Origin of the sequence: Novosphingobium sp. 9U (assembly GCF_902506425.1) — a bacterium.
Lineage (GTDB): Bacteria > Pseudomonadota > Alphaproteobacteria > Sphingomonadales > Sphingomonadaceae > Novosphingobium.
Genome location: NZ_LR732469.1, coordinates 1088188 through 1110197 on the forward strand (window position 1 = coordinate 1088188; position 22010 = coordinate 1110197).

The following is a 22010-nucleotide window of genomic DNA, read 5'->3' on the forward strand; positions in this document are numbered from 1 at the left end:
CTGGGCTACAGCTTGCGCACCAACATCTCGGCCACCGCGATCCAGGCCGGATCCTTGACGGTGACGTGCTTCTGCCCGCTCGGCGGCAGCAGGGTCAGCGTGCCGCCCTCATGCTGGAGCAGGCGGCCGAAAGCAAAGCGCCCCGCAGGTTGCGGAGCGAGCACATCGCGGTTGAGGCCGCGGTTGACCTGGTCGAGCGGCAGCTCGCGCAGCCAGATCTGATCGCCGCTGCGGTACTCGCCGCTAGGCGCTTCGACGGCCACCACCCGCAGTGCGCCTTCGCTCGCAAGAGCAGTAGGCAGCAGCGCGTCTCCCCCCTTGCGCGGAGCATCGGCGCCATCGCTGGTCAGCACGGCGGTGACTTGCGGGTCACCAGCCGTCTCGCTGCGCAGCAGGACCTCCGGCTCGACGTCGAGCGCAGCCGCGATCTTGTTCATCCAAACCAGCGAGAGGTTGCGCATGCCCGTCTCCAGGCGCCCGATCGTCTGCGCGGTGGTCGGCGGCGTGCATGCGGCGGCGACTTGCGCCAGCGTCATGCCCTTTTGCGCGCGAATGTCGCGGATGCGGTTGATCATGGCGGCGCTCCTCTAACCATTGTGGTGCACGCGCTCTCTACCAAGCGCCGCCGGATGGCAAGAGGGTGTCCCGCAACCACGCGTGTTGCGCCCGAGTTGGCGAGGTGGCACCTCTCTCGTGGCAACTATGGCGGAGAACACAATGAAGCGGCGCGATTTCATGGCCACCGGCAGCGCGGCATTGGCGCTTGCGACCTTTCGTCCCGGCGCGCTCATGGCGCAGACGGCGGGCGACGCCAAGCTCGTCGCTGCGCTCGACCGCATCTTCTACTCCGACATCGACCTCCAGCCCGAGACTGCGACCGAGCGCGGCTATGACAAGGGTAGCCGCGCTGCGCTCAAGTCGCAGCTGGACGACAACAGCCCCGCCGGACGGGCCAAGCGCATGGCGCAGGACAAGAAATCGCTGGCCGAGCTGAAGGCGATCGCACCGTCTGGGCTCAGCCAAGCGGGCAAGCTGCAGCGCGAGGTGGCGCTCTACGTCGTCGGCCAGCGGCTCGTGCCTGAGAGCTTCCAGTTGGAATCGATCCGCCGTCCCTATCCGATCTTCCAGCAGGGCGGCGCCTACTTCAGCGTGCCCGACTTCCTTGACAGCCGCCACACGATCGAGACCAAGGCGGATGCGGAGGCTTACCTCTCCCGCCTCTCGGCGTTCGGCAAGGTGCTGGACGAGGATACCGCGTATCAGCGCGCGCTCGCTCCCCGCGGGGTGGTTGCGCCGGCCTGGTCGCTGGACCTGACGCTGGGGCAGATGCGCAAGCTGCGCGACGTTCCGGCGGCGCAGAGCACGCTGGTAGGCTCGCTGGAGCGGCGCGCCAAGGCGAAGGGCATCGACGGCGACTGGTCCGCGCGCGCAGCGAAGATCATGGAGAGCGAAGTCTATCCGGCGCTCGACCGCCAGATGGCGCTGATCACGCAGCTGCGCGGAACCACGCCGGCCGGCGACGGCGTGTGGCGCTTGAAGGGCGGCGACGCCATCTACGCCGCCGCGCTCAAGGACAGCATCACGACTTCGCTGTCGCCCGAGGAAGTGCACCAGATCGGCCTGCGCCAAGTGGCAGAGATCGGCGCGCAGCTGACCGAAATGCTCGACAAGGCTGGGTACAAGGGTGCGACGTTCGGTCAGCGTCTGGTCGCGCTGAACTCCGCGCCCGAGCAGCTCTACGCCAACACCGATGCGGGCCGCGCGGCGATGATCGAGAGCCTGAACGCAGGCGTTGCTCAGATGAAAGGCTTGCTGCCCAAGGCCTTCAGCCAGATTCCTGACGAGCCGCTAGAGATCCGCCGCGTGCCGCCCGAGATCCAGGATGGTGCGTCGAACGGCTACTACTATCGCGCGCCGCTCGATGGTTCGCGGCCGGCGATCTACTGGATCAACCTCAAGGACACGGCCGACTGGCCCAAGTACCAGCTGCCTTCGCTGACGTACCATGAGGGCATTCCGGGCCACCATTTGCAGCTGAGCTATGCGGGCAAGAGCGGCGAAGTGCCGCTGATGCTGCGCACGCTGTTCATCTCTGCCTATGGCGAGGGCTGGGCGCTCTATGCCGAGCAGCTGGCGGATGAGCTGGGCGGATACACCGGGCTGGAAAAGGCGGGTTACCTGCAATCATTCCTGTTCCGGGCCGCGCGTCTGGTGGTCGATACCGGCATCCACTCCAAACGCTGGAGCCGCGAGCAGGCGACGCAGTACCTGGTCGAAACCGTCGGGTTCTCCCAAGGGCGCAGCCAGCGCGAGGTGGAACGGTACTGCACGCAGCCCGGCCAGGCCTGCAGCTACAAGATCGGTCACAACAAGTGGACCGAACTGCGCCAGCGCGCACAAGGCAAGCTGGGTGACAAGTTCAGCCTGGCATGGTTCCACGATGTGCTGAAGGAAGGCCTGATGCCGCTGGAACTGCTCGAGCGCCGCGTGGACGAGCGGATCGCCGAGCGGATGCGAGCTTGACGGACCCGTCGTCCCGGACGCGATCCGGGACGACGCCTGTCTTCAGCCTTCGACCAGGCTCGCCAGGTCCAGCCAGCGCTCCTCGGCCGCATCCTTGTCGGCGCGCGCCTTGGCGATCGCCTCGGTCAAAGCCGCGAACTTCGCCGGATCTCGCGTGTAGAGCGCTGGATCGGCCATCGCCGCTTCGTCGCGTGCGATCGCCGCATCCAGCTCTTCGATCCGCTTGGGCAGCAGCTCGTAGTCACGCTGGTCCTTGTACGATAGCTTGACCTTGCCTGCGGGCGGCGGCGGAACGGCGGAGGCAGTTTCCTCCTTAGCCTTTGCCACCTTGCCTGGCGGCGTACGCTGGCGACGCTTGGCCTCCCAATCGGCATAGCCCCCGGCGATCACGTCGACATGGCCCGAACCATCGAGCCCCAGCGTCACCGTCACCGTCCGATCAAGGAAGTCACGATCGTGGCTGACGATCAGGACGGTGCCGTCGTAGTCGGCAATGACCTCCTGCAGCAGGTCGAGCGTTTCCAGATCCAGGTCGTTGGTTGGCTCGTCGAGCACCAGCAGGTTCGACAGCCGCGCGAACTCGCGGGCGAGCAACAGCCGCGAACGCTCGCCGCCCGAAAGTGTGCCGACTTTCGCCTCGATCATGTTCGGATCGAAAAGGAAATCCTTCAGATATCCCTGGATATGCTTGCGCACCCCACGCACGTCGATCCAGTCGCCGCCCTCGGCCACCACCTCCCGGATCGTCTTGTCGGGTGACATACGGCTGCGCTGCTGATCGATGACCGTCGCCTGCAGCGTATTGGCAAGCACCACCTTACCTTGGTCCGGCTGCAACTCGCCAGTCAGGATCTTGAGCAGCGTCGTTTTGCCCGAGCCATTCGCGCCGACAAGACCGATGCGATCACGGCGCTGCACGCGCAAGTTGAAGTCCTTGATGATCGTTCGGGTGCCGCCATCCTCCGTGTCGAAGCGCTTGGTGACGTGTTCGGCGACGATCACCGATTTGCTCTTGGCATCGTCCGAGCCGATCGCGAGCTTGGCGGTACCTTGTGGGCCCATCATCTGAGCGCGGGCGGCGCGCATCTCCCACAGCTTGGCAAGACGGCCCTGGTTGCGCTTGCGGCGGGCGGTGACGCCGCGCTCCAGCCAGTGCGCCTCGATCTTAAGCTTGGCGTCCATCTTCTCGGCCGCGCGCGCTTCCTCGGCGTAGACCTGCTCTTCCCAGGCATCATAGCCGCCGAAGCCCACGTCCTTGCGCCGTAGCGAGCCGCGATCGAGCCAGAAGGTCGCGCGAGTCAGGCGGGTGAGGAAGGTGCGGTCGTGGCTGATCACCACGAAGGCGCCGTTGTAGCGCTGCAGCCAGCCTTCGAGCCACTCGATCGCCGCCAAGTCGAGGTGGTTGGTCGGCTCGTCCAGCAGCAACAGGTCAGGTTCCGAAGCCAGCGCCCGACACAAAGCGGCGCGGCGCCGCTCGCCGCCCGAGGCGCTGTCGGCAGTTCGCGACAGGTCGATGCCGAGTTGCCCCGCGATCGCCTCGACCTCATGGCGCGGCGGCGCATCCTCGCCGTGGATCGCGAAGTCGAGCAGGGTGTCGAAGCCGGTGAAGAACGGGTCCTGCTCCAGCGTCACGATGCGGGTGCCGGGCTGGACCGAGCGCGTGCCCTTGTCCCCCTCCACTTGGCCCGAGATCAGCTTGAGCAGCGTTGTCTTGCCGGCGCCATTGCGCCCGATCAGAGCCAGCCGGTCGCGCGGCTGAATATTGAGGTCGAGGTCTTTGAAGAGCCAGCCGGAACCCTGGATCAAGCCCAGGCCTTCCCAGCTCAAAATCGGTGCAGTTGCCATGGTGGGCGCCCTACAAGGCTGGGTGCAGCCATGGCAAGCGCTGTGGCGCAGGGGCCACAGCTCGCCACCTTTCTGCCGTATTCACGGGCTGTTCAAGGGCTTGGCTCCACAAGCCGGAGCGTGATGAACAGCCAGACCCTGTCGCGAGCCGTTGCTCTTGCCCTCTGTGTCGCCGGTGTCGCGGCGGTGCCCGTCCATGCCGACCAGGTCAGCGAGCAAGGGCAATTGCGCAAGGAGCGTAAGGCCGGAACGGTGCGCTCGACCCGCGAGATCGAGCAGATCGTGCTGCCGCAGATGTCGGGCATGCAATACCTCGGCCCTGAATATGACGCTGCAGCAATGGCCTATCGCCTGAAGTTCATCCACAACGGCAAGGTCGTGTTCGTGGATGTGGACGCCCGTACCGGCCGCGTGATCGGCCGCAGCCGCTAGGAGTACCTTTCGAGGAGACGGAACCGTGGGCTTTCTTGACCATTCTGCGCATTCGGCCCATTTCAGCCCGGTACCTGAGGGAGAGACCGATTTGCGCATCCTGATCGTCGAGGATGAACCCACGCTCGGCAACCAGCTGAAGAACACGCTGGAGCAGAACGGCTATGCCGTCGATCTGTCCGTCGATGGCGAGGACGGCCACTTCATGGGGTCGACCGAGGAATACGATGCGGTGATCCTCGATCTGGGTTTGCCCGAGATCGATGGGCTCACCGTGCTGGGCATGTGGCGCAAGGAAGGCCGCAACTTTCCGGTGCTGGTGCTCACCGCGCGCGACAGCTGGTCGGACAAGGTGGCCGGCCTCGATGCCGGGGCCGACGATTACCTCGCCAAGCCGTTCCAGACCGAGGAGCTGATCGCTCGCCTTCGCGCGCTGATCCGCCGCGCATCCGGCAATACGTCGAGCGAGCTGACGGCGGGACCGGTGCGGCTCGACACCCGCTCCGGACGCGTCACCCTTGCCGGAGAGCCGGTGAAGATGACGGCCCAGGAGTACAAGCTGCTGGCTTACCTGATGCACCACAAAGGCAAGGTAGTCAGCCGCACCGAACTGATCGAGCACATCTACGATCAGGATTTCGACCGCGATTCCAATACGATCGAGGTGTTTGTTACGCGCATCCGCAAGAAGCTGGGTGCCGACGTGATCACCACCATCCGCGGCCTCGGCTACAGCCTCGACGATCCCGCCGACCAGCCGAGAGGCTAGTACGGAACCTGCGGCGACCATAACGCCAGACGCGGGCTCGCAGCGGAGGCGGCGGCCCCGTGGAACGGGTTCGCTCGCGCGGCGCATGATGCTGATCGCGGCCGGGTGGATATCGATCCTGCTGTTGATCGGCGGCGTCTTCCTCGATCGCACCCTGACTTCGCAGGTCACCCGCAGTTTCGACGAGCAGCTGGGCTACATGCTCACAGGCATGATCGGGTCGGCCGAGATCGGGCCGGATGGCGAAGTGTTCTTCAACCGGCCGCTTGGAGATCAGCGCTTCCTGGAGCCGAATAGCGGCCTCTACTGGCAGATCCGCGGCAAGGGGCACGAGGACTTCCCCTCCCGATCGCTGTGGGATCGCAGCCTGCAAGTGCCCGCCAATCACTTCGACACGCAGCCGCACACTTACGACAGCAAACAGTTCGCGGGTGAGCCGCTGCGCGTCATGGAGCGGTCGATCATCCTGCCCGGCAGCCAAACCGAGTGGATGTTCACCGTCGCCGCCAGCCGCGAGCAACTGGACGAGCAGTTGAAGTCGATCCGCTCGATCCTGTTCTACAGCTTCCTGGGGCTGGGCCTGGGTCTGATGGCGATGGCAGGGATCCAGACCTGGTACGGCCTGTTCCCGTTGCGCCATGTCCGGCGCGCGATCCGGCGCCTGCGCACCACTGGCGCCTCCAAGGTCACTGAGCCCTTGCCGCAGGAAGTGCAGCCCCTCGTCGAGGAACTCAACGCGCTGCTCGAACACACCGATCGCCAGGCCGAGGAGGCGCGCACGCACGCCGGCAATCTGGCGCATGCGCTGAAGACGCCGCTCACCGTCGTGATGAACGCGGCCACCGCGCGTGCGCCGGACCTTGGAGATACGGTGATCCGCGAGGCCGCCGTGATGCGCCGTCAGGTCGACCACCACCTCGCACGGGCGAGGGCGGTCGGGCGCCGTGCCGCCGGGCTCTCGCGCGCAGGTGTGTGGTCCAGCCTGGAGGCGGTGCTGCGCGCGGTCGAGCGTCTCCATGCCGGAACCCGCTTCGACCTTGCCGGCAACCATGACGCCATGGTCGGGCTGGAGAAGCAGGACTTGGAAGAACTGCTCGGCAACGTGATCGAGAACGCGGCCAAGTATGGGGGCGGCAGCGTCTTCGTCACCGTCGACGAGACCAAGGACCCGCGCTGGTGCGAAATCTGGATCGAAGACGACGGGATGGGTATCCCCGAAGCCGAGCGCACGCGGATCTTCGATCGGGGTGCCAGGCTGGACACGGGTAAGCCAGGGACGGGCCTCGGCCTTGCGATTGTGCGCGATGTGGCGGAAATCTACGGCGGCAGCGTCGAACTGGACGAGAGCGAGGATCTGGGCGGGCTGCTGGTAAAGCTTAAGCTGCCGCGGGCGGTGGGTTAGCGCTCGGTGGATCGGGGCTGACAGCTAGCCGACAACCCGAGCCTCAAACCCCAGCCTTGGCCCGTTCATGATGCCGGATCACCTCGTCGATGATGAACCGCAGGAACTTCTCGCCGAAATCGGGATCGAGTTGCGCTTCCTCGGCCAGCTTGCGCAGACGTGCGATCTGGCGTTCCTCGCGCCCCGGATCGGACGCGGGCAGGCTGGTCTGTGCCTTGTAGGCACCCACCGCCTGGGTGATGCGGAAGCGCTCGGCCAACATGTGGATCAGCGCGGCGTCGATGTTGTCGATGCTGGCGCGATAGCCGGCGAGCACCGGATCTGCTGCTGACTTCAGGGCGGGTTCGGGGCTGGACGCGGGCTCGCTCATGGGGCGAGCCGCTAGCATGGTCGCACGTGCAATTCCACTGGCGGCTTTCGCGCTTGCCATGCGCCCCTGTAGCCTCCATGTCGCACCGCAATGAGCGCTGAAGTCGTACCGCTGCGCACGCGCGGAGCCGAACCCTCGCTGTCGCCCATGCTTGCGCTGACCGCGCAAGGCATGAACAGCGTCAATGCCGTGATCCTCGACCGGATGCAGAGCGAGGTGCCGTTGATCCCGGCGCTCGCCGGGCACCTGATCTCGGGCGGAGGGAAACGGCTGCGCCCGATGCTGACCGTTGCCGGCGCAGAGCTGTGCGGCTACCAGGGCACGCGCCACCACAAGCTGGCCGCTGCGGTGGAGTTCATCCACACCGCCACGCTGCTGCACGACGACGTGGTTGACGGGTCCGACTTGCGCCGCGGCAAGGCGGCCGCCAACATCGTATTCGGCAACCCCGCCACGGTGCTGGTCGGCGATTTCCTGTTCACCCGCTCGTTCGAGCTGATGGTGGAGGACGGCAGCCTCAAGGTCCTCAAAATCCTGTCCAAGGCCGCTTCGATCATCGCCGAGGGCGAGGTCGACCAACTCGTCGCCCAGCGCCATGTCGAGACCAGCGAGGAGCGCTATCTCTCGATCATCGGCTCCAAGACGGCGGCACTGTTCGCTGCGGCCACCCGCATCGCAGCCGTCGTCGCGGAGAAGAGCGAGGCGGAGGAGAAGGCGCTCGACGCCTACGGCCGCAACCTGGGCATCGCGTTCCAGCTGGTAGACGACGCGATCGATTACGATTCTCACGCCGAGGAGAGCGGCAAGAGCAAGGGCGACGACTTCCGCGAGGGCAAGATGACCCTGCCGGTGATCCTCGCCTACGCGCGGGGTGATGCCGAGGAGCGCAAGTTCTGGCAGGACGCGATCGCCGGCTTCCGCACTGATGACGACGATCTCGCGCACGCGGTCAAGCTAATCAACCGCCATGACTGCGTGGAAGCCACGCGCGAGCGGGCTCGGCATTTCGCGCAGCGCGCGATCGATGCGATCGCGGGCTTTCCCGCGGGAGCGGCGAGGAACGCGATGGCGCAGGCAGCGTTGTTCGCGGTGGCGCGGCGGTATTGAGCGGGCGTTGCGGGCGGGCTTCGACGAGCTCAGCCCAGGCGGTGTGGGGGTAAACCGCTAGCAGGTTAAGACAAGCGCCTGCCTTCAACACCGCCAGGGCTGAGCCTGTCGAAGCCCGCCAGCCAACCCCTCGAACAGCGCCCAAGAAAAAAGGGAGCGGCAACACACCGCTCCCTCCTGAATTCCGAACCCGGATCAGCTCCGGCTCAGTCCTCTTCTTCTTCCTCTTCGTCGACTTCCAGCGCCTCTTCCTCGTCGCTGTCGAGGGCCTCGTCAATGGCTTCCGAGATGAGATCCAGCGCGTCGTAATCGGCGGTGTATTCGGCGGTGTCGCCGTTCGCATCCTCGATGGTGATGCGGTAATCCTCGCCCTTGCGGACGATGTTGAATGTCGCCAGTTCCTTGATGGCCATGCCTGCTCTCCGTGAAGGTGTCGTCCGGGAGCGTGAACCGTGGCGGGCGCGATTGGTTGCAGGCCGGCACGCGCAAATCGATGAAAGATCACGCATGTCCGTCCGGCTCGGCGCGGGCCTTGGCCGCGAGCGCATGCCTGTACTAGAGGCTGTCGCGTGAGCGACCTGCCGATCCATGCCGTGCTGCCCGATCTCCTCGCCGCCCTGGCCGAGCCCGGCGCGGCCGTGCTGGTGGCCCCGCCGGGTGCGGGCAAGACGACCGCGGTTGCACCTGCGTTGCTCGCGCAGCCCTGGTGTGCCGGGCAGGTCATCCTGCTCTCGCCGCGCCGGGTCGCCGCGCGCGCCGCGGCAGAGCGCATGGCGGAGGCTTTGGGAGAGAAGGCGGGCGAGACCATCGGCTACCTCACCCGCCTCGACAGCAAACGATCGGCGCGCACGCGCGTGCTCGTGATGACCGAGGCGATCTTCGTGGCGACGATCCTCGACGATCCGGAGCTCGCCGGCACTTCGGCAGTGCTGTTCGACGAAGCGCACGAACGCCATCTCGACTCAGATCTCGGCCTTGCGCTCGCCATCGAGTGTCGCGAGGTGCTGCGGCCCGACTTGCGGCTCTGCGTCATGTCGGCAACGATCGACGGCGCGCGGTTTGCCAGTCTGCTCGGCGGCGCTCCTGTGGTGGAAAGCGAGGGCAGGGCGCACCCGCTTGCGATCCGCTGGCTGGGGTCCGCGCCCGAGAAGCGCATCGACGACGCCGTGACCTCAGCGATCCTCGCCGCCTGGCGCGAGGAGCGAGGCGATATCCTCGCCTTCCTGCCCGGCGTCGGCGAGATCGGGCGGGTGCAGACGCAGCTTGGCGAGAAGCTGCCGTCGGCCTTGGTCCTGCCGCTCCACGGGCAATGCGAACCTGCCGCGCAACGCGCTGCAATCCGCCGCGATCCGGAAGGTCGGCGGCGGATCGTGCTGGCGACCGCAATCGCCGAGACATCCCTGACCCTGGACGGCGTGAGCGTGGTGGTCGACGCGGGCCTGTCCCGGCGTGCCGAATTCGACCGCGCGGCCGGCGTGACCCGTCTCGTCACCCATCGCGCCAGCCGGGCCGCCGCTGCCCAGCGTGCCGGTCGCGCAGCCCGCCAGGGTTCGGGCGTCGCGTACCGCCTGTGGGAGGAAGCGGCGCATCCGGGCCGGCCGGAGTTCGATCCGCCAGAGATCCAGACTTCCGACCTGGCCCCGCTCACGCTCTCGCTCGCGCAATGGGGCAGCGAGGATCCGGCGGCGCTCGCCTGGCTCGATCCGCCACCGCAGCCCTCGATCACCGCGGCCCGAGCGAAGCTGGAGGCGCTTGGCGCGCTGGAGCGGCGTACCGGTGGCGCCGGCTGGCAGATCACCGCCTTCGGGCGTGCGGTCGCCAGCCTGCCGATGGATCCCTCGCAAGCGGCCATGGTGCTGCGCGGTGCGGCGCTGGGCGAGGCGGACACCGCCGCGCGCCTCGCGCTGCTGCTACAGGAGAAGGGCCTGGGTGGTCGTAGCGACGACCTGGCTCAACGCCTCTCCCGCTGGAACGGCGAGCGACATGCGCGCGCCGATGCCTCGCGGAAATTGGCGGCAGGCTGGGCTCGTCGTGCGCGCGCGCTCGTGCAGCCCACCGCCCGCCAGGGCGAGGTGTCGCCTGCGATCCTGTTGGCGCTCGGCTATCCCGATATGCTGGCACGACGGCGCGATGCCGCTGGGGAGAACTGGCTTTCCGCGGGCGGGCGGGGCTACATCCTCGACCCTGTTTCCCCACTCGCGACGAGCGAGTGGCTGGTGATCGGCGATGCGCAGGGGCAGGCCAAAGGCGCGCGGATCCTGGCCGGCTTGCCGCTGACGACCGCCGACATCGAAGCCTGGCTGGCCGACCGCATCGAGCGGCGCTCCGTCCTGCGCTGGATCGACGAGGAGGGCCGGGTAGAGGCGCGGCTCGAGCGGCGGATCGGCGCCATCACGCTGGCCACCGGGCCCGATCCTGCACCCGATCCCGCAGCCATCCGCGATTTCCTGCTCGACCGCGTGCGCGAAGGCGGCCTGTCGCTGGTGCCGCTGGGCAAGGGCGCGCGGGCCTTGCTCGACCGTGCGCGCTACGCCGGGATCGAGGCGCTATCGACAGAGGCCCTGCTTCGTGACCTTCCGGAGTGGCTCGGCCCCTTGCTGGCCCGGCGGCTCGACGCCGTGGACGCCGGCGCCTTGCACCAGGCCTTGCGCGATCGGCTCACGTGGGAGGACCAGCAGCGCCTCGAGCGGCTCGCCCCGCCCGAGTTCGTCAGCCCGGCAGGCGCGCATCACGCGATCGATTACGAGGATGACGGCGGTCCGTCGGTCGAGGTGCGGGTGCAGGCGCTGTTCGGGCTCGATCGCCACCCCAATTTCGGCAGCCCCCCGCAACCTTTGCTGCTCAAGCTGACCTCACCTGCCGGGCGTCCCTTGCAGACGACGCGAGACCTGCCCGGCTTCTGGCGCGGCTCGTGGCGCGACGTCCAGCGGGACATGAAGGGCCGCTACCCCCGCCACCGGTGGCCCGACGAACCCTGGCGCGAAGACCCCAGCCTGAAGACGCGCAACGCGTTCGAGGCATCCAAGCGCTCTTGATTTGATCAGCGATTCCGGGGCAAAGCGGATGCATGAGTGCAAGCATCTACCAGCGCCCGAAGAACGCCATGCAGTCCGGCAAGGCCTTGATCGACCAGTGGGTCCTCGAGTTCGCGCCCGCCGAGGCGAAGAAGCCCGATCCCTTGATGGGCTGGGCCGGCTCTGGCGACACCCAGCAGCAGGTCACGCTTCGCTTCCCGACCAAGGAAGACGCGCTCGCCTATGCAGAGCGCTACGGCATCGAGGTGATCGTGCACGCAACCCCGCCGCGCCGCCTGAAGCTTCAAGCATATGCGGATAACTTCCGCTGAGGTCTTTCGGCTTGGCGCTCTGGACAAGCGCCGGCTGAGCCGCCATATGCGCCGCCGGGAGTCGGGTGGACGTTTGCGTTCGCCAACTTGGTCAGGTCCGGAAGGAAGCAGCCACAACGGATTGCGACGGGTCGCTCGGCTCCTTTTCCCCTGACAAGTCGGCCTCCAGGCCCTACCTTCCAGCGATGGACGAATCCCGCGACATGTTCGGCGACACGCCTCCCTGGGACACGGGCTCGGGACAGCCGGACGGTGACGCTGGCCCTAGTGCAGCCGAGTTGGAGGCAGCTGGACAGTCCTCGTTGTTTGGTGGCCCGGCACCAGCCGCTGCGCCTTCTCGGGTGGCCGAAAGCCCCACTTCGGTAGATCCAACGCCGCCTGCAACTTCGGCACCTGCTCAGCCCTACCGCGTGCTCGCGCGCAAATACCGGCCGCAGACCTTTGCCGAGTTGATCGGGCAAGAGGCCATGGTCCGCACCCTCGCCAACGCGATCAAGCGCGACCGGCTTGCCCACGCCTTCCTGATGACCGGCGTGCGCGGGGTCGGCAAGACTTCCACCGCGCGGCTGATCGCCAAGGCGCTCAATTGCATCGGTACGGACGGAAAGGGCGGTCCCACGATCGACCCGTGCGGCCAGTGCGAGCTGTGCACTGCCATCGCCGAAGGGCGGCATATCGATGTGATCGAGATGGACGCCGCCAGCCACACCGGCGTCGACGACGTGCGAGAGATCATCGAGGCGGTGCGCTACGCTGCCGTCTCGGCGCGCTACAAGATCTACATCATCGACGAAGTCCACATGCTGTCGCGCAATGCATTCAATGCCTTGCTTAAGACACTTGAGGAACCGCCCGCGCACGTGAAGTTCCTCTTCGCTACGACCGAGGTGGACAAGCTGCCGGTTACCGTCCTGTCGCGCTGCCAGCGCTTCGACTTGCGTCGGATCCCTTCACCGCTGCTGGCCGAACATTTCGCACATGTTTGCCGCAGCGAAGGCGTCAGCGCCGAGGACGAGGCGCTGGCGATGGTCGCGGCCGCTGCTGAAGGCTCTGTTCGCGACGGCCTGTCGATTCTCGACCAGGCGATCGCACACGCCGATCTTGATGGTGAAGGCCTGGTCCAGGCCGCGCGCGTGCGCGACATGCTGGGCCTCGCCGACAAGAGCGCACAACGCAGCCTGCTCGATGCCGTGCTGCAGGGTGACGGGCCGGGATTGCTCGAGCGCGTGGCGCAGCAGTTCGCGCTCGGAGTGGAACCGATCGCGCTGGTGCGCGGCGTGATGAACCTCGTGCACCGCATCACCGTGGCGCAAGTCAGCGGCAATGCCGCCGATGCGCCATCGGCGGAGGAACGCGAAGCGATCGAGGCCTGGGCGAAGGCGCTGGCCGCCGGGCAGCTTCATCGCCTGTGGCAGCTGCTGCTCAAGGGCCACGAAGAGGTCAAGTCCGCGCCCGACCCGCTGATCGCCGCCCAGATGGCGCTGCTCCGCGTCATGCACGCGGCCGACTTGCCCGATCCGGGCATGCTGGCGCGCAAGCTGGAGGAGATCGCCAGTCGTCCGGCTTTGGCCGCGCCGTCCGGAGAGAGCGGCGCCGCGCCCGCATCCCTGCAGCCGGCGATGGCCTGGGAGCCGCTAGTCGAACTCGTCGAACGCGAGATCGGCCTTGGCATGGCGACGACGATGCGCCTGCAGGTCCGCGTGGTCGAGCTTGGCCACGGTATACTCCGCTTCGCGCAGCCCCCCGGCTTCAATGAGGACATCGCCGGGATGCTCAAGAGCGCGCTGGCGAAAGCGACGGGTGCGCCATGGCAGGTCGAGCGCTGCGCCGAGGGCGGCGCCCCGACGCTGGAGGAGCAGAAGGACGCGCACAAGGCCGCTGCCGGAGAGGCGAGGCGCCGCGCGCCGATCGTCGCGGCGGCGCTGGCCGCCTTCCCCGAAGCCGAACTGATCGAACCGGATGACCGCCAGGCCGCAAGCGGCGGCGGCTTCCGCAATTGGAGACGTTGAAATGAAATCTATGGAAGAGATGATCAAGGCCGCGCAAGCCGCCGCCGAGACCATCCAAAAGCAAATGACCGAAACGCAAGGCAAGCTCGACGGCATCGAGGTCGAGGGCTTGTCGGGTGGCGGTCTGGTCAAGATCCGCTGCTCCGCCAAGGGTCGCGTGATCGGCGTGGCCATCGACGACAGCCTGATGCAGGCGAGCGAGAAGCCGATCCTCGAAGACCTGATCGCCGCCGCTTACAACGACGCCCGCGTGAAGGCGGACAGCGTCGCGGGCGAGGAAATGGCGAAGGCGCAGCAGGGCATGGGCTTGCCGCCGGGCTTCAACCTGCCGTTTTGATCACGCCATAGGCGATGCCGGGCGAAGGCTTGGAGCCGGCGGCGACCACGTCGTCGTTCAGGCGAGAGCAGCGCGGCGTCGCTATCGGCATGGGCGCAGCGCTGGGCATTGCGGTGATCGCCCTGGGCCTGGCGGTCTGGGCTGGCAAGGGCACTGCGGTCGATCCCTTCGCCGAACGGCTGCAATGGACGCTGCGCGCCGATGGCTTTGTCGTGATCTGGTTGGTCGCGACCGTTGCCAATGTCGCTCGCCAGCGCTTCTTCTCCGAGCAGGATATCGCCGGCAGCGGTTCGACCGATGCCTCAGACCGGGTGCGCATGGCAAGCGCGATCACGCAGAACAGTCTCGAACAGACCGTGATTGCAATCGGCGCTCATCTGGTGGTGACGGCCACGTTCGATGCGTCCCAGACGATTGTCGCGACCTTGGTGGCCTTGTTCTGCTTGGGCCGGCTCTTGTTCTGGGCCGGGTACAGCCGAGGCGCCCATGGAAGGGCGCTGGGTTTCGCGCTTACCTTCTATCCCAGCGTGCTCGCGCTGGTAGCAAGCCTCGGCGCTTTGACCTTCACCTAGATCAGCCGGATGGACGGCCGTGCCATCCACAACATGACGCACTGCGGCATTGCGTCATGTACCGCACCACACCATATCTTGCACGAACGCCGGATCCTGCCGGCAAGGTCCCGTCAAGGTACCTCCAGATATGGACAAGCCCGTGAACTTACTTCCCCTTCTTCCGCTTCGCGACATCGTGGTGTTCCCCGGCATGGTCGTGCCGCTGTTCGTCGGCCGCGAGAAATCGGTCGCGGCGCTCGAGGCGGCCATGGCCGGCGGCAAGGACATCTTCCTGCTCGCGCAGCTCGATCCTGGCACCGATGATCCGGATCGCGACGACCTCTACGACACCGGCGTGATCGCCAGCGTGCTGCAACTGCTCAAGCTGCCGGACGGCACCGTGCGTGTGCTGGTCGAAGGCCAGGAGCGCGCTCGCATTGAAAGCCTGCGCACCGAAACGACCGCCGAGGGCGAGATGCTGGTCGCGCAAGTCGACAAGGTCGAGCCGGTCGGCGCTTCGGGCACTGAAGTTGCCGCGATGATGCGCCAGGTGGTCGAGCAGTTCGGCGAATATGCCAAGCTCAACAAGAAGCTCTCGACCGACGCAGGCGAGACGCTGGGCGACATCGACGATCCGGCCAAGCTGTCCGACACGGTCGCCGCGCAGCTCTCCGCCAAGGTGGGCGACAAGCAGGCCGTGCTGGCCGAGCCCGACCCCTTGAAGCGCCTGGAGATGGTCTACGCCTTCATGGAGGGCGAACTCGGCGTGCTGCAGGTCGAGCGCAAGATCCGTGGCCGCGTGAAGCGCCAGATGGAGAAGACCCAGCGCGAGTATTACCTCAACGAACAGCTCAAGGCGATCCAGTCCGAGCTGGGCGGCGGCGACGGCGAAGAAGGCAACGAGATCGCCGAGCTTGCCGAGAAGATCGAAAAGACCAAGCTTTCGCGCGAGGCCAAGGAAAAGGCCACCACAGAGCTGAAGAAGCTCAAGGGCATGCAGCCCATGAGCGCCGAGGCGACGGTGATCCGCAACTACCTCGACGTGCTGCTGGGCCTGCCCTGGGGCAAGAAGAGCAAGCTGAAGCGCGACATCTCCGAAGCACAGGCGGTGCTCGATGAGGATCACTACGCTCTCGACAAGGTCAAGGACCGCATCATCGAGTACCTGGCGGTGCAAGCGCGCACCAACCGGCTCAAGGGTCCGATCCTGTGCCTCGTCGGCCCGCCGGGCGTCGGCAAGACCTCACTGGGCAAGTCGATCGCTAAGGCGACCGGGCGCGAGTTCATCCGCCAGTCGCTGGGTGGCGTACGCGACGAGGCCGAGATCCGCGGCCATCGCCGCACCTACATCGGCTCGCTGCCGGGCAAGATCATCACCAACCTGAAGAAGGCTGGCCGGTCGAACCCGCTGTTCCTGCTCGACGAGATCGACAAGCTGGGCCAGGATTTCCGCGGCGATCCGGCGTCGGCGCTGCTGGAAGTGCTCGACCCCGAACAGAACGCCAAGTTCCAGGATCACTACCTGGAGCTCGACTACGACCTGTCGGACGTGATGTTCGTGTGCACCGCGAACTCGCTGAACCTGCCGCAGGCGCTGCTCGACCGCATGGAGATCATCCGTCTGGAGGGTTACACCGAGGACGAGAAGGTCGAGATCGCCGAGCGTCACCTGGTCGCCAAGCAGATTGAGGCGCACGGTCTGAAGGCGGGCGAGTTCGTGCTGGAGCAGGGCGCTCTGCGCGACCTGATCCGCTACTACACCCGCGAAGCCGGTGTCCGCACGCTGGAGCGCGAGATCGCGCGTCTGGCCCGCAAGTCGCTGCGCCAGATCCTGGAAGGCAAGGCCACCACGGTCACGATCACGCCGGAAAACCTCCACGAGTTCTCGGGCGTGCGCAAGTTCCGCCATGGGGTCGGCGAGGAGGAGAACCAGGTCGGCGCGGTCACCGGTCTCGCCTGGACCGAAGTCGGCGGCGAGCTGCTGACGATCGAGGCAGTGACGGTGCCCGGCAAGGGCCAGATCAAGGCCACCGGTAAGCTGGGCGAGGTGATGAGCGAGTCGATCCAGGCCGCCTTCAGCTTCGTCAAGGCGCGCTCACCGGCCTATGGCGTGAAGCCCTCGCTGATCAACAAGCGCGACATCCACATCCACTTGCCCGAGGGCGCGGTGCCCAAGGACGGGCCGAGCGCGGGCATCGGCATGGTCACTTCGATCATCTCGACGCTCACCGGCATTCCGGTGCGCAAGGACGTGGCGATGACCGGCGAGGTCACGCTGCGCGGCCGCGTGCTGCCGATCGGCGGCTTGAAGGAAAAGCTCCTGGCGGCCTTGCGCGGTGGCATCACGACGGTGCTGATCCCGGAGGAGAACCGCAAGGACCTCGCCGAGATCCCTGCCAACGTGAAGGAAGGGCTGGAGATCATCCCGGTCAGCCACGTCGACGAAGTGCTCGCGCATGCGCTGACCGACAAAATCGAGGCGATCGAGTGGACCGAGGCGGACGAACTCGCCGCCGCGCCGCCGCACACTCCGGCTCCGAGCGCCACTGCGCATTGATCCTGCGGAGGTAGGTGAACAAACCACCTGCCTCCGAACGGAGTTCTCGGAACGCGAATTAGGCGGGTTCGCTTGCCATCATCGCCCCTCGCCGCTAACGCGCGCGCTCACGCGGCGTGATCGCGTGACATCGTTATAAAGGACCAAGAGATGGGTTACCGGGTAGCCGTCGTCGGTGCGACGGGCAACGTCGGCCGCGAAATGCTCAACATCCTCGCCGAACGCGAGTTCCCCTGCGACGAGATCGCGGCGGTGGCCTCCTCGCGCTCGACCGGGAGCGAGATCGAGTTCGGCGAGACCGGTAAAATGCTCAAGGTCAAGAACATCGAGCATTTCGACTTCACCGGATGGGACATCGCCCTGTTCGCGGCCGGGTCGGAGCCGACCAAGATCCACGCGCCGCGCGCGGCTGCTGCGGGCTGCGTGGTGATCGACAACTCGTCCCTCTACCGCATGGACCCGGACGTACCGCTGGTCGTGCCGGAGGTGAATCCCGATGCAGTAGCCGGATACACCGCGCGCAACATCATCGCTAATCCGAACTGCTCGACCGCACAGATGGTGGTCGCGCTCAAGCCGCTGCACGATGCCGCGACGATCAAGCGCGTGGTCGTCTCGACCTATCAGTCGACCTCCGGCGCCGGCAAGGCGGGCATGGACGAGCTGTTCACACAAAGTCGCGGCATCTTCGTCGGCGACTCCGTGGAACCGCAGAAATTCACCAAGCAGATCGCCTTCAACGTGATCCCACATATCGACAGCTTCCTGGATGACGGGTTCACCAAGGAAGAGTGGAAGATGGTGGTCGAGACCAAGAAGATCCTCGATCCCAAGATCAAGGTCGTCGCCACTTGCGTGCGCGTACCGGTCTTCGTCGGCCACTCCGAAGCGATCAACATCGAGTTCGAGAACGAGCTGTCGGCCGAAGCAGCACAGGACATCCTGCGCGAGGCGCCGGGTGTCATGCTCGTCGATAAGCGCGAGGACGGCGGCTACGTCACTCCGGTCGAGTGCGTGGGCGACGGCGCGACTTACGTCAGCCGCGTGCGCGACGATCCGACGGTCGACAATGGCCTGGTGCTGTGGTGCGTGTCCGACAACCTGCGCAAGGGTGCGGCGCTCAATGCGGTGCAGATCGCCGAATTGCTCGGGCGCCGGCACCTCAAGAAGGGTTGATCTGCGACCGCAGTCTGAATGCAAAAGAAAAAGCCCGGGAGGTCGCGCTGACCTTCCGGGCTTTTCTATCTTGAGGCGCCAGCGTCAGTTGGTGCCGGTGCTGACCGTCGTCGTGGTGGTCACCTTGCCGCTCGTCGAAGAGGTGGCCGGGCGGCTCACCTTACGGCGTACGACCTTGTGCGTGGTCTTCCGCGGTGCGCTGGTCGCCTGCTGGGTGGTCACTGTGGTCTCGACCTGAGCCGGCGGAGTGGCTGCGGCCAGCTGCGCTGCGTTGCGCGCCTCGGCGGCGGACTGCGCGGCCTGCTGGGCACGGGCGTTGGCGTCGGCGGCCTGCTGTTGGGCCTGCGCGATCTGGTCCTGCGCAACCGCAGCGGTGGTGGCCTGCTGATCACGCGCCGCGGCGAGCGCTGCGTCCTTGTCCTGCTGCATCAATCCGATCGCGGTGCTCGCCAGCGCTTCGGCGTGCGTCGCCTCCTCGATCGCCTTGTCCTTCTCGCCGTGCTTGAAGTCGTTCTGCGCCAACTTCAGCGCCTCGTCGGCTTGCGCGGACTCGGCGGGCAGGGCGCGTCCGGCACCGAGCGTATGCGCCGTCTCGATCTTGGCTTGCGCGGCCGCGATTGCTTTGCGGGCATCGTTGGCCTTGCCGGCGAAAGCGGGGCTGGCCATCGTCAGCGACAGTGCGCCCAGGGCGATGGCAGTGGCGATACCTGTCTTGTTCTTCATGTCCGTTACTCCTCGTTGGTGGCCACGGCGATAGTGGCGACGAAACGAGGGTCGGGAGCGCTACGTTCCTCCGGTGCGAACGCTTCGTCGCCCGAAGCAACTCAGGTCATCGTGTGTGAACGGCTAGAAAGGTTGCCTGCATCGCGTCGATCAGACGTGGATCGGCTTGCCGGTCACCGCCATTGCCGCTTCCTTGATCGCCTCCGAGTGCGTCGGGTGCGCATGGCAGGTGTAGGCGATGTCTTCGCTGGTGGCGCCGAATTCCATGGCCTGTGCAGCCTGCGCGATCATGGTGCCGGCGACCGAGGCGATGCACCACACGCCCAGCACGCGGTCGGTCTCGGCATCGGCAATGATCTTCACGAAGCCGTCGGGTTCGTGGTTGGTTTTGGCGCGCGAGTTGGCCAGCATCGGGAACTTGCCGACCTTTACCGCGCCGCGCTCTTTCGCCTGCTCTTCGGTCAAGCCGACGCCGGCGAACTCGGGCGCGGTGTAGACGACACCGGGGATCACGTCGTGGTTCACGATGCCGGTCAGGCCGGCGATATTCTCGGCGACGGCGATGCCTTCGTCCTCAGCCTTGTGCGCCAGCATCGGGCCGGGGATCACGTCGCCGATCGCCCACACGCCATCGACCTTGGTGGCGAAGTCGTGGTCGGTCTCGATCTGACCGCGCCCGTTCAGCTCCAGCCCGATCTTGTCGAGGCCCAGACCTTCGGTGTTGGCGCGGCGTCCGATCGAGACGAGCACGACATCGGCCTCCAGCGTCTCGGCGTTACCGCCCGCAGCCGGTTCGACGGTCACGCTGGCCGTGTTGCCCGCGACGGCCACACCCGTGACCTTGGTCGAGAGCTTGAGCGCCATGCCTTGCTTCTTGAAGATCTTGCCCGCTTCCTTGCGGACCTCTCCATCCATGCCGGGCAGCAGCTGATCGAGGAATTCGACGACGGTGACTTCGGCGCCCAAGCGCCGCCACACAGAACCCAGCTCCAACCCGATTACGCCGCCGCCGATGACGACCATCTTCTTGGGAACGGCCTTCAGCTCCAGCGCGCCGGTGCTGTCGACCACGACGCCCTTGTCATTGTCGATGACGATGCCGGGCAGCGGAGTGACGGTCGAGCCGGTGGCGATCACGATGTTCTTGGCAGTGACCTGCTTGTCACCAACCTGGACGGTGTGCGCATCCTGGAAGCTGGCATAGCCCTTAATCCAGTCGATCTTGTTCTTCTTGAACAGGAACTCGATACCGCCGGTGAGGCCCTTCACCGCATCGCGGCGCTGCGCGTGCATGGTGTCGAGGTCGAGCTCGGGCGTGACCTTGATGCCCATCTTCGCCATCGCGCCATTGGCGGCGGCGTCGAAATACTCCGACGCATGCAGCATGGCCTTGGACGGGATGCAGCCGACGTTGAGGCAGGTGCCGCCCAGCGTCTCACGGCCCTCGGCGCATGCCGTCTTCAAGCCGAGCTGCGCGGCGCGGATCGCAGCGACGTACCCGCCAGGGCCGGCACCGATGACGAGGACGTCGTAGTCGTATTCAGCCATGATTGGCTCCAGCTTCTTGTGCCCTGATCCCGGGTCTGCGGGATGGGGAGGGTAGGTCTTAGAGGTCGATCAGCAGGCGCGTCGGATCCTCGATCGCTTCCTTGATGGTCTTGAGCGCGGTCACCGCCTCGCGGCCGTCGATCAGGCGGTGATCGTAGCTGAGCGCGATGTACATCATCGGGCGGATCACGATCTCGCCATTGCGGACGACCGGGCGGTCCTCGATGCGGTGGAGGCCCAGCACCGCTGACTGCGGCGGGTTGATGATCGGGGTCGACATCAGACCGCCGAAGACGCCGCCGTTGGAGATGGTGAAGGTGCCGCCCTTCATGTCTTCCATGGTCAGCGTGCCGTCCTTGGCGCGCTTGCCGTAGTCGGCGATTGCCTGCTCGATGCCGGCGAAAGACAGCTTGTCGACGTCGCGCACCACCGGCACGACCAGGCCGTTCGGCGCCGAGACCGCAATAGAGATGTCGACGTAGTCGAAGTAGACGATCTCATCGCCGTCGATCTGCGCGTTGACGCTGGGGATCGACTTCAACGCCAGCACCGAAGCCTTCGAGAAGAAGCTCATGAAGCCCAGCTTGATGCCATGCTTCTTCTGGAACACGTCCTTGTACTTGTCGCGCGCCTCGATGACGGCGCTCATGTCGACGTCGTTGAACGTGGTCAGCAGCGCGGCCGTGTCCTGCGCGCTCTTGAGGCGCTTGGCGACCGTCTGGCGCAGGCGGGTCATGCGGACGCGCTCTTCGCGGCGTTCGCCACCCGAAGAGGCCGGAGCAGCGGCGGGCGCGGTGGCCGCCGGCTGAGCCTGCGCGGTCTTGGCCTGGGCCGCGGCGAGCACGTCGTCCTTGGTGATGCGGCCGTCCTTGCCGGTGCCCTTCACCTTGCTCGGGTCGATGCCATGCTCCAGCACCGCGCGGCGCACCGCCGGCGAGAGCACCGAGGAACCGCCGCTGATGTCATCCGCCGCAGCGGGAGCCGGAACCGCGGCCGCGGACGTCGCGGCCGGGGCAGCGCTCGGGGCCGGCGCAGGAACGGCCGCCTTGGGCGCCGCAGCCGCGCCGGTGCCGTCCTCTATCGTCGTGATCAATGCGCCGACGACCACCGTGTCGCCTTCCTTGGCGATGTGCTGGCCCATAACACCGGCTTGCGGCGCCATGACATCGATCGCGACCTTGTCGGTCTCGAGGCTGGCAATGGGCTCATCGGCGGACACCGCTTCGCCGGGCTGCTTGAGCCACTGGCCGATTGTGGCTTCCGAAACGGACTCGCCGAGTGTGGGAACTTTGACTTCGCTGGACATCGTGGA

19 protein-coding genes and 1 other RNA gene are annotated in these 22010 nt (G+C 66.4%); 13 read left to right on the forward strand and 7 right to left on the reverse strand.

All coding sequences use genetic code 11. The features are described 5' to 3' along the window. Positions 1–5 precede the first annotated feature (5 nt). Complete coding sequence (locus tag GV044_RS04965; protein ID WP_159866225.1) at positions 6–575, reverse strand: helix-turn-helix transcriptional regulator; 570 nt, start codon at positions 573–575, stop codon at positions 6–8. Between the two features lie 142 nt (positions 576–717). On the opposite strand from GV044_RS04965, the gene GV044_RS04970 reads away from it, so the two are divergent. Beyond that, positions 718–2523: a DUF885 family protein gene (locus tag GV044_RS04970; protein WP_159866228.1), complete on the forward strand. Its 1806-nt coding sequence runs from the start codon at positions 718–720 to the stop codon at positions 2521–2523. 42 nt (positions 2524–2565) lie between these two features. Here GV044_RS04970 and GV044_RS04975 read toward each other — a convergent pair whose 3' ends face one another. Then, positions 2566–4368 carry an ABC-F family ATP-binding cassette domain-containing protein gene (locus GV044_RS04975; protein ID WP_159866231.1) on the reverse strand — a complete coding sequence of 601 codons (1803 nt, stop codon included), beginning with the start codon at positions 4366–4368 and terminating at the stop codon, positions 2566–2568. A 123-nt stretch (positions 4369–4491) separates the two neighbouring features. Here GV044_RS04975 and GV044_RS04980 point away from each other — a divergent pair, with 123 nt between their 5' ends. From GV044_RS04980 to GV044_RS04990, 3 genes are all read left to right on the forward strand, one after another. Beyond that, positions 4492–4800, forward strand: coding sequence for a PepSY domain-containing protein (locus GV044_RS04980; RefSeq protein ID WP_159866234.1), 309 nt, complete (start codon positions 4492–4494; stop codon positions 4798–4800). Between the two features lie 91 nt (positions 4801–4891). Further along, positions 4892–5569, forward strand: coding sequence for a response regulator transcription factor (locus GV044_RS04985; protein ID WP_159870888.1), 678 nt, complete (start codon positions 4892–4894; stop codon positions 5567–5569). 85 nt (positions 5570–5654) lie between these two features. Beyond that, positions 5655–6971 carry a HAMP domain-containing sensor histidine kinase gene (locus GV044_RS04990; RefSeq protein ID WP_159866237.1) on the forward strand — a complete coding sequence of 439 codons (1317 nt, stop codon included), beginning with the start codon at positions 5655–5657 and terminating at the stop codon, positions 6969–6971. A 43-nt stretch (positions 6972–7014) separates the two neighbouring features. Here GV044_RS04990 and GV044_RS04995 read toward each other — a convergent pair whose 3' ends face one another. Continuing rightward, positions 7015–7341 carry a chorismate mutase gene (locus GV044_RS04995; protein WP_159866240.1) on the reverse strand — a complete coding sequence of 109 codons (327 nt, stop codon included), beginning with the start codon at positions 7339–7341 and terminating at the stop codon, positions 7015–7017. 90 nt (positions 7342–7431) lie between these two features. On the opposite strand from GV044_RS04995, the gene GV044_RS05000 reads away from it, so the two are divergent. Then, on the forward strand, positions 7432–8448 hold the full coding sequence (locus tag GV044_RS05000) for a polyprenyl synthetase family protein (RefSeq protein ID WP_159866242.1): 1017 nt from the start codon (positions 7432–7434) through the stop codon (positions 8446–8448). A 206-nt stretch (positions 8449–8654) separates the two neighbouring features. Here the strand turns inward: GV044_RS05000 and GV044_RS05005 are convergent, their stop codons facing one another. Then, the gene (locus GV044_RS05005) at positions 8655–8861 is read right to left on the reverse strand and encodes a hypothetical protein (protein WP_159866245.1); all 207 of its coding nucleotides are present in this window, start codon (positions 8859–8861) and stop codon (positions 8655–8657) included. A gap of 156 nt (positions 8862–9017) precedes the next feature. Between GV044_RS05005 and hrpB the strand changes: the two genes are divergently transcribed. The 8 genes from hrpB to GV044_RS05045 all read left to right on the forward strand — a co-directional run bounded on the left by hrpB (position 9018) and on the right by GV044_RS05045 (position 18427). Continuing rightward, the gene (gene hrpB / locus GV044_RS05010) at positions 9018–11483 is read left to right on the forward strand and encodes an ATP-dependent helicase HrpB (RefSeq protein WP_159866248.1); all 2466 of its coding nucleotides are present in this window, start codon (positions 9018–9020) and stop codon (positions 11481–11483) included. A gap of 32 nt (positions 11484–11515) precedes the next feature. Further along, positions 11516–11794: an ETC complex I subunit gene (locus tag GV044_RS05015; protein WP_159866251.1), complete on the forward strand. Its 279-nt coding sequence runs from the start codon at positions 11516–11518 to the stop codon at positions 11792–11794. A 54-nt stretch (positions 11795–11848) separates the two neighbouring features. Beyond that, positions 11849–11943: signal recognition particle sRNA small type (ffs, locus tag GV044_RS05020), an RNA gene on the forward strand. A gap of 36 nt (positions 11944–11979) precedes the next feature. Then, positions 11980–13803, forward strand: coding sequence for a DNA polymerase III subunit gamma/tau (locus GV044_RS05025; protein WP_159866254.1), 1824 nt, complete (start codon positions 11980–11982; stop codon positions 13801–13803). 1 nt (position 13804) lies between these two features. Next, positions 13805–14140: a YbaB/EbfC family nucleoid-associated protein gene (locus tag GV044_RS05030; RefSeq protein WP_159866257.1), complete on the forward strand. Its 336-nt coding sequence runs from the start codon at positions 13805–13807 to the stop codon at positions 14138–14140. A gap of 14 nt (positions 14141–14154) precedes the next feature. Further along, positions 14155–14712: an MAPEG family protein gene (locus GV044_RS05035; protein ID WP_159866260.1), complete on the forward strand. Its 558-nt coding sequence runs from the start codon at positions 14155–14157 to the stop codon at positions 14710–14712. Positions 14713–14842: 130 nt separating this feature from the next. Next, entirely contained in the window at positions 14843–17251 is a 2409-nt protein-coding gene (gene lon, locus GV044_RS05040; RefSeq protein WP_159866263.1) for an endopeptidase La, read from the forward strand. Positions 17252–17401: 150 nt separating this feature from the next. Then, entirely contained in the window at positions 17402–18427 is a 1026-nt protein-coding gene (locus GV044_RS05045) for an aspartate-semialdehyde dehydrogenase (protein WP_159866266.1), read from the forward strand. A gap of 84 nt (positions 18428–18511) precedes the next feature. Here the strand turns inward: GV044_RS05045 and GV044_RS05050 are convergent, their stop codons facing one another. From GV044_RS05050 to odhB, 3 genes are all read right to left on the reverse strand, one after another. Continuing rightward, positions 18512–19150, reverse strand: coding sequence for a hypothetical protein (locus tag GV044_RS05050; RefSeq protein ID WP_159866269.1), 639 nt, complete (start codon positions 19148–19150; stop codon positions 18512–18514). Positions 19151–19300: 150 nt separating this feature from the next. Continuing rightward, positions 19301–20698 (reverse strand): dihydrolipoyl dehydrogenase, encoded by a 1398-nt coding sequence (lpdA, locus tag GV044_RS05055; protein ID WP_159866272.1) that lies wholly within the window; start codon positions 20696–20698, stop codon positions 19301–19303. 58 nt (positions 20699–20756) lie between these two features. Continuing rightward, positions 20757–22004, reverse strand: a complete 1248-nt coding sequence (gene odhB / locus GV044_RS05060; protein ID WP_159866275.1) for a 2-oxoglutarate dehydrogenase complex dihydrolipoyllysine-residue succinyltransferase — start codon at positions 22002–22004, stop codon at positions 20757–20759. Positions 22005–22010: the final 6 nt, after the last annotated feature.

Coding starts and splice junctions, on each gene's coding strand:
- GV044_RS04965 (WP_159866225.1), bottom strand. CDS start 575: ATGATCAACCGCATCCGCGACATTCGCGCGCAAAAGGGCATGACGCTG.
- GV044_RS04970 (WP_159866228.1), top strand. CDS start 718: ATGAAGCGGCGCGATTTCATGGCCACCGGCAGCGCGGCATTGGCGCTT.
- GV044_RS04975 (WP_159866231.1), bottom strand. CDS start 4,368: ATGGCAACTGCACCGATTTTGAGCTGGGAAGGCCTGGGCTTGATCCAG.
- GV044_RS04980 (WP_159866234.1), top strand. CDS start 4,492: ATGAACAGCCAGACCCTGTCGCGAGCCGTTGCTCTTGCCCTCTGTGTC.
- GV044_RS04990 (WP_159866237.1), top strand. CDS start 5,655: ATGATGCTGATCGCGGCCGGGTGGATATCGATCCTGCTGTTGATCGGC.
- GV044_RS04995 (WP_159866240.1), bottom strand. CDS start 7,341: ATGAGCGAGCCCGCGTCCAGCCCCGAACCCGCCCTGAAGTCAGCAGCA.
- GV044_RS05000 (WP_159866242.1), top strand. CDS start 7,432: ATGAGCGCTGAAGTCGTACCGCTGCGCACGCGCGGAGCCGAACCCTCG.
- GV044_RS05005 (WP_159866245.1), bottom strand. CDS start 8,861: ATGGCCATCAAGGAACTGGCGACATTCAACATCGTCCGCAAGGGCGAG.
- GV044_RS05015 (WP_159866251.1), top strand. CDS start 11,516: ATGAGTGCAAGCATCTACCAGCGCCCGAAGAACGCCATGCAGTCCGGC.
- GV044_RS05025 (WP_159866254.1), top strand. CDS start 11,980: ATGGACGAATCCCGCGACATGTTCGGCGACACGCCTCCCTGGGACACG.
- GV044_RS05030 (WP_159866257.1), top strand. CDS start 13,805: ATGAAATCTATGGAAGAGATGATCAAGGCCGCGCAAGCCGCCGCCGAG.
- GV044_RS05035 (WP_159866260.1), top strand. CDS start 14,155: ATGCCGGGCGAAGGCTTGGAGCCGGCGGCGACCACGTCGTCGTTCAGG.
- lon (WP_159866263.1), top strand. CDS start 14,843: ATGGACAAGCCCGTGAACTTACTTCCCCTTCTTCCGCTTCGCGACATC.
- GV044_RS05045 (WP_159866266.1), top strand. CDS start 17,402: ATGGGTTACCGGGTAGCCGTCGTCGGTGCGACGGGCAACGTCGGCCGC.
- GV044_RS05050 (WP_159866269.1), bottom strand. CDS start 19,150: ATGAAGAACAAGACAGGTATCGCCACTGCCATCGCCCTGGGCGCACTG.
- lpdA (WP_159866272.1), bottom strand. CDS start 20,698: ATGGCTGAATACGACTACGACGTCCTCGTCATCGGTGCCGGCCCTGGC.
- odhB (WP_159866275.1), bottom strand. CDS start 22,004: ATGTCCAGCGAAGTCAAAGTTCCCACACTCGGCGAGTCCGTTTCGGAA.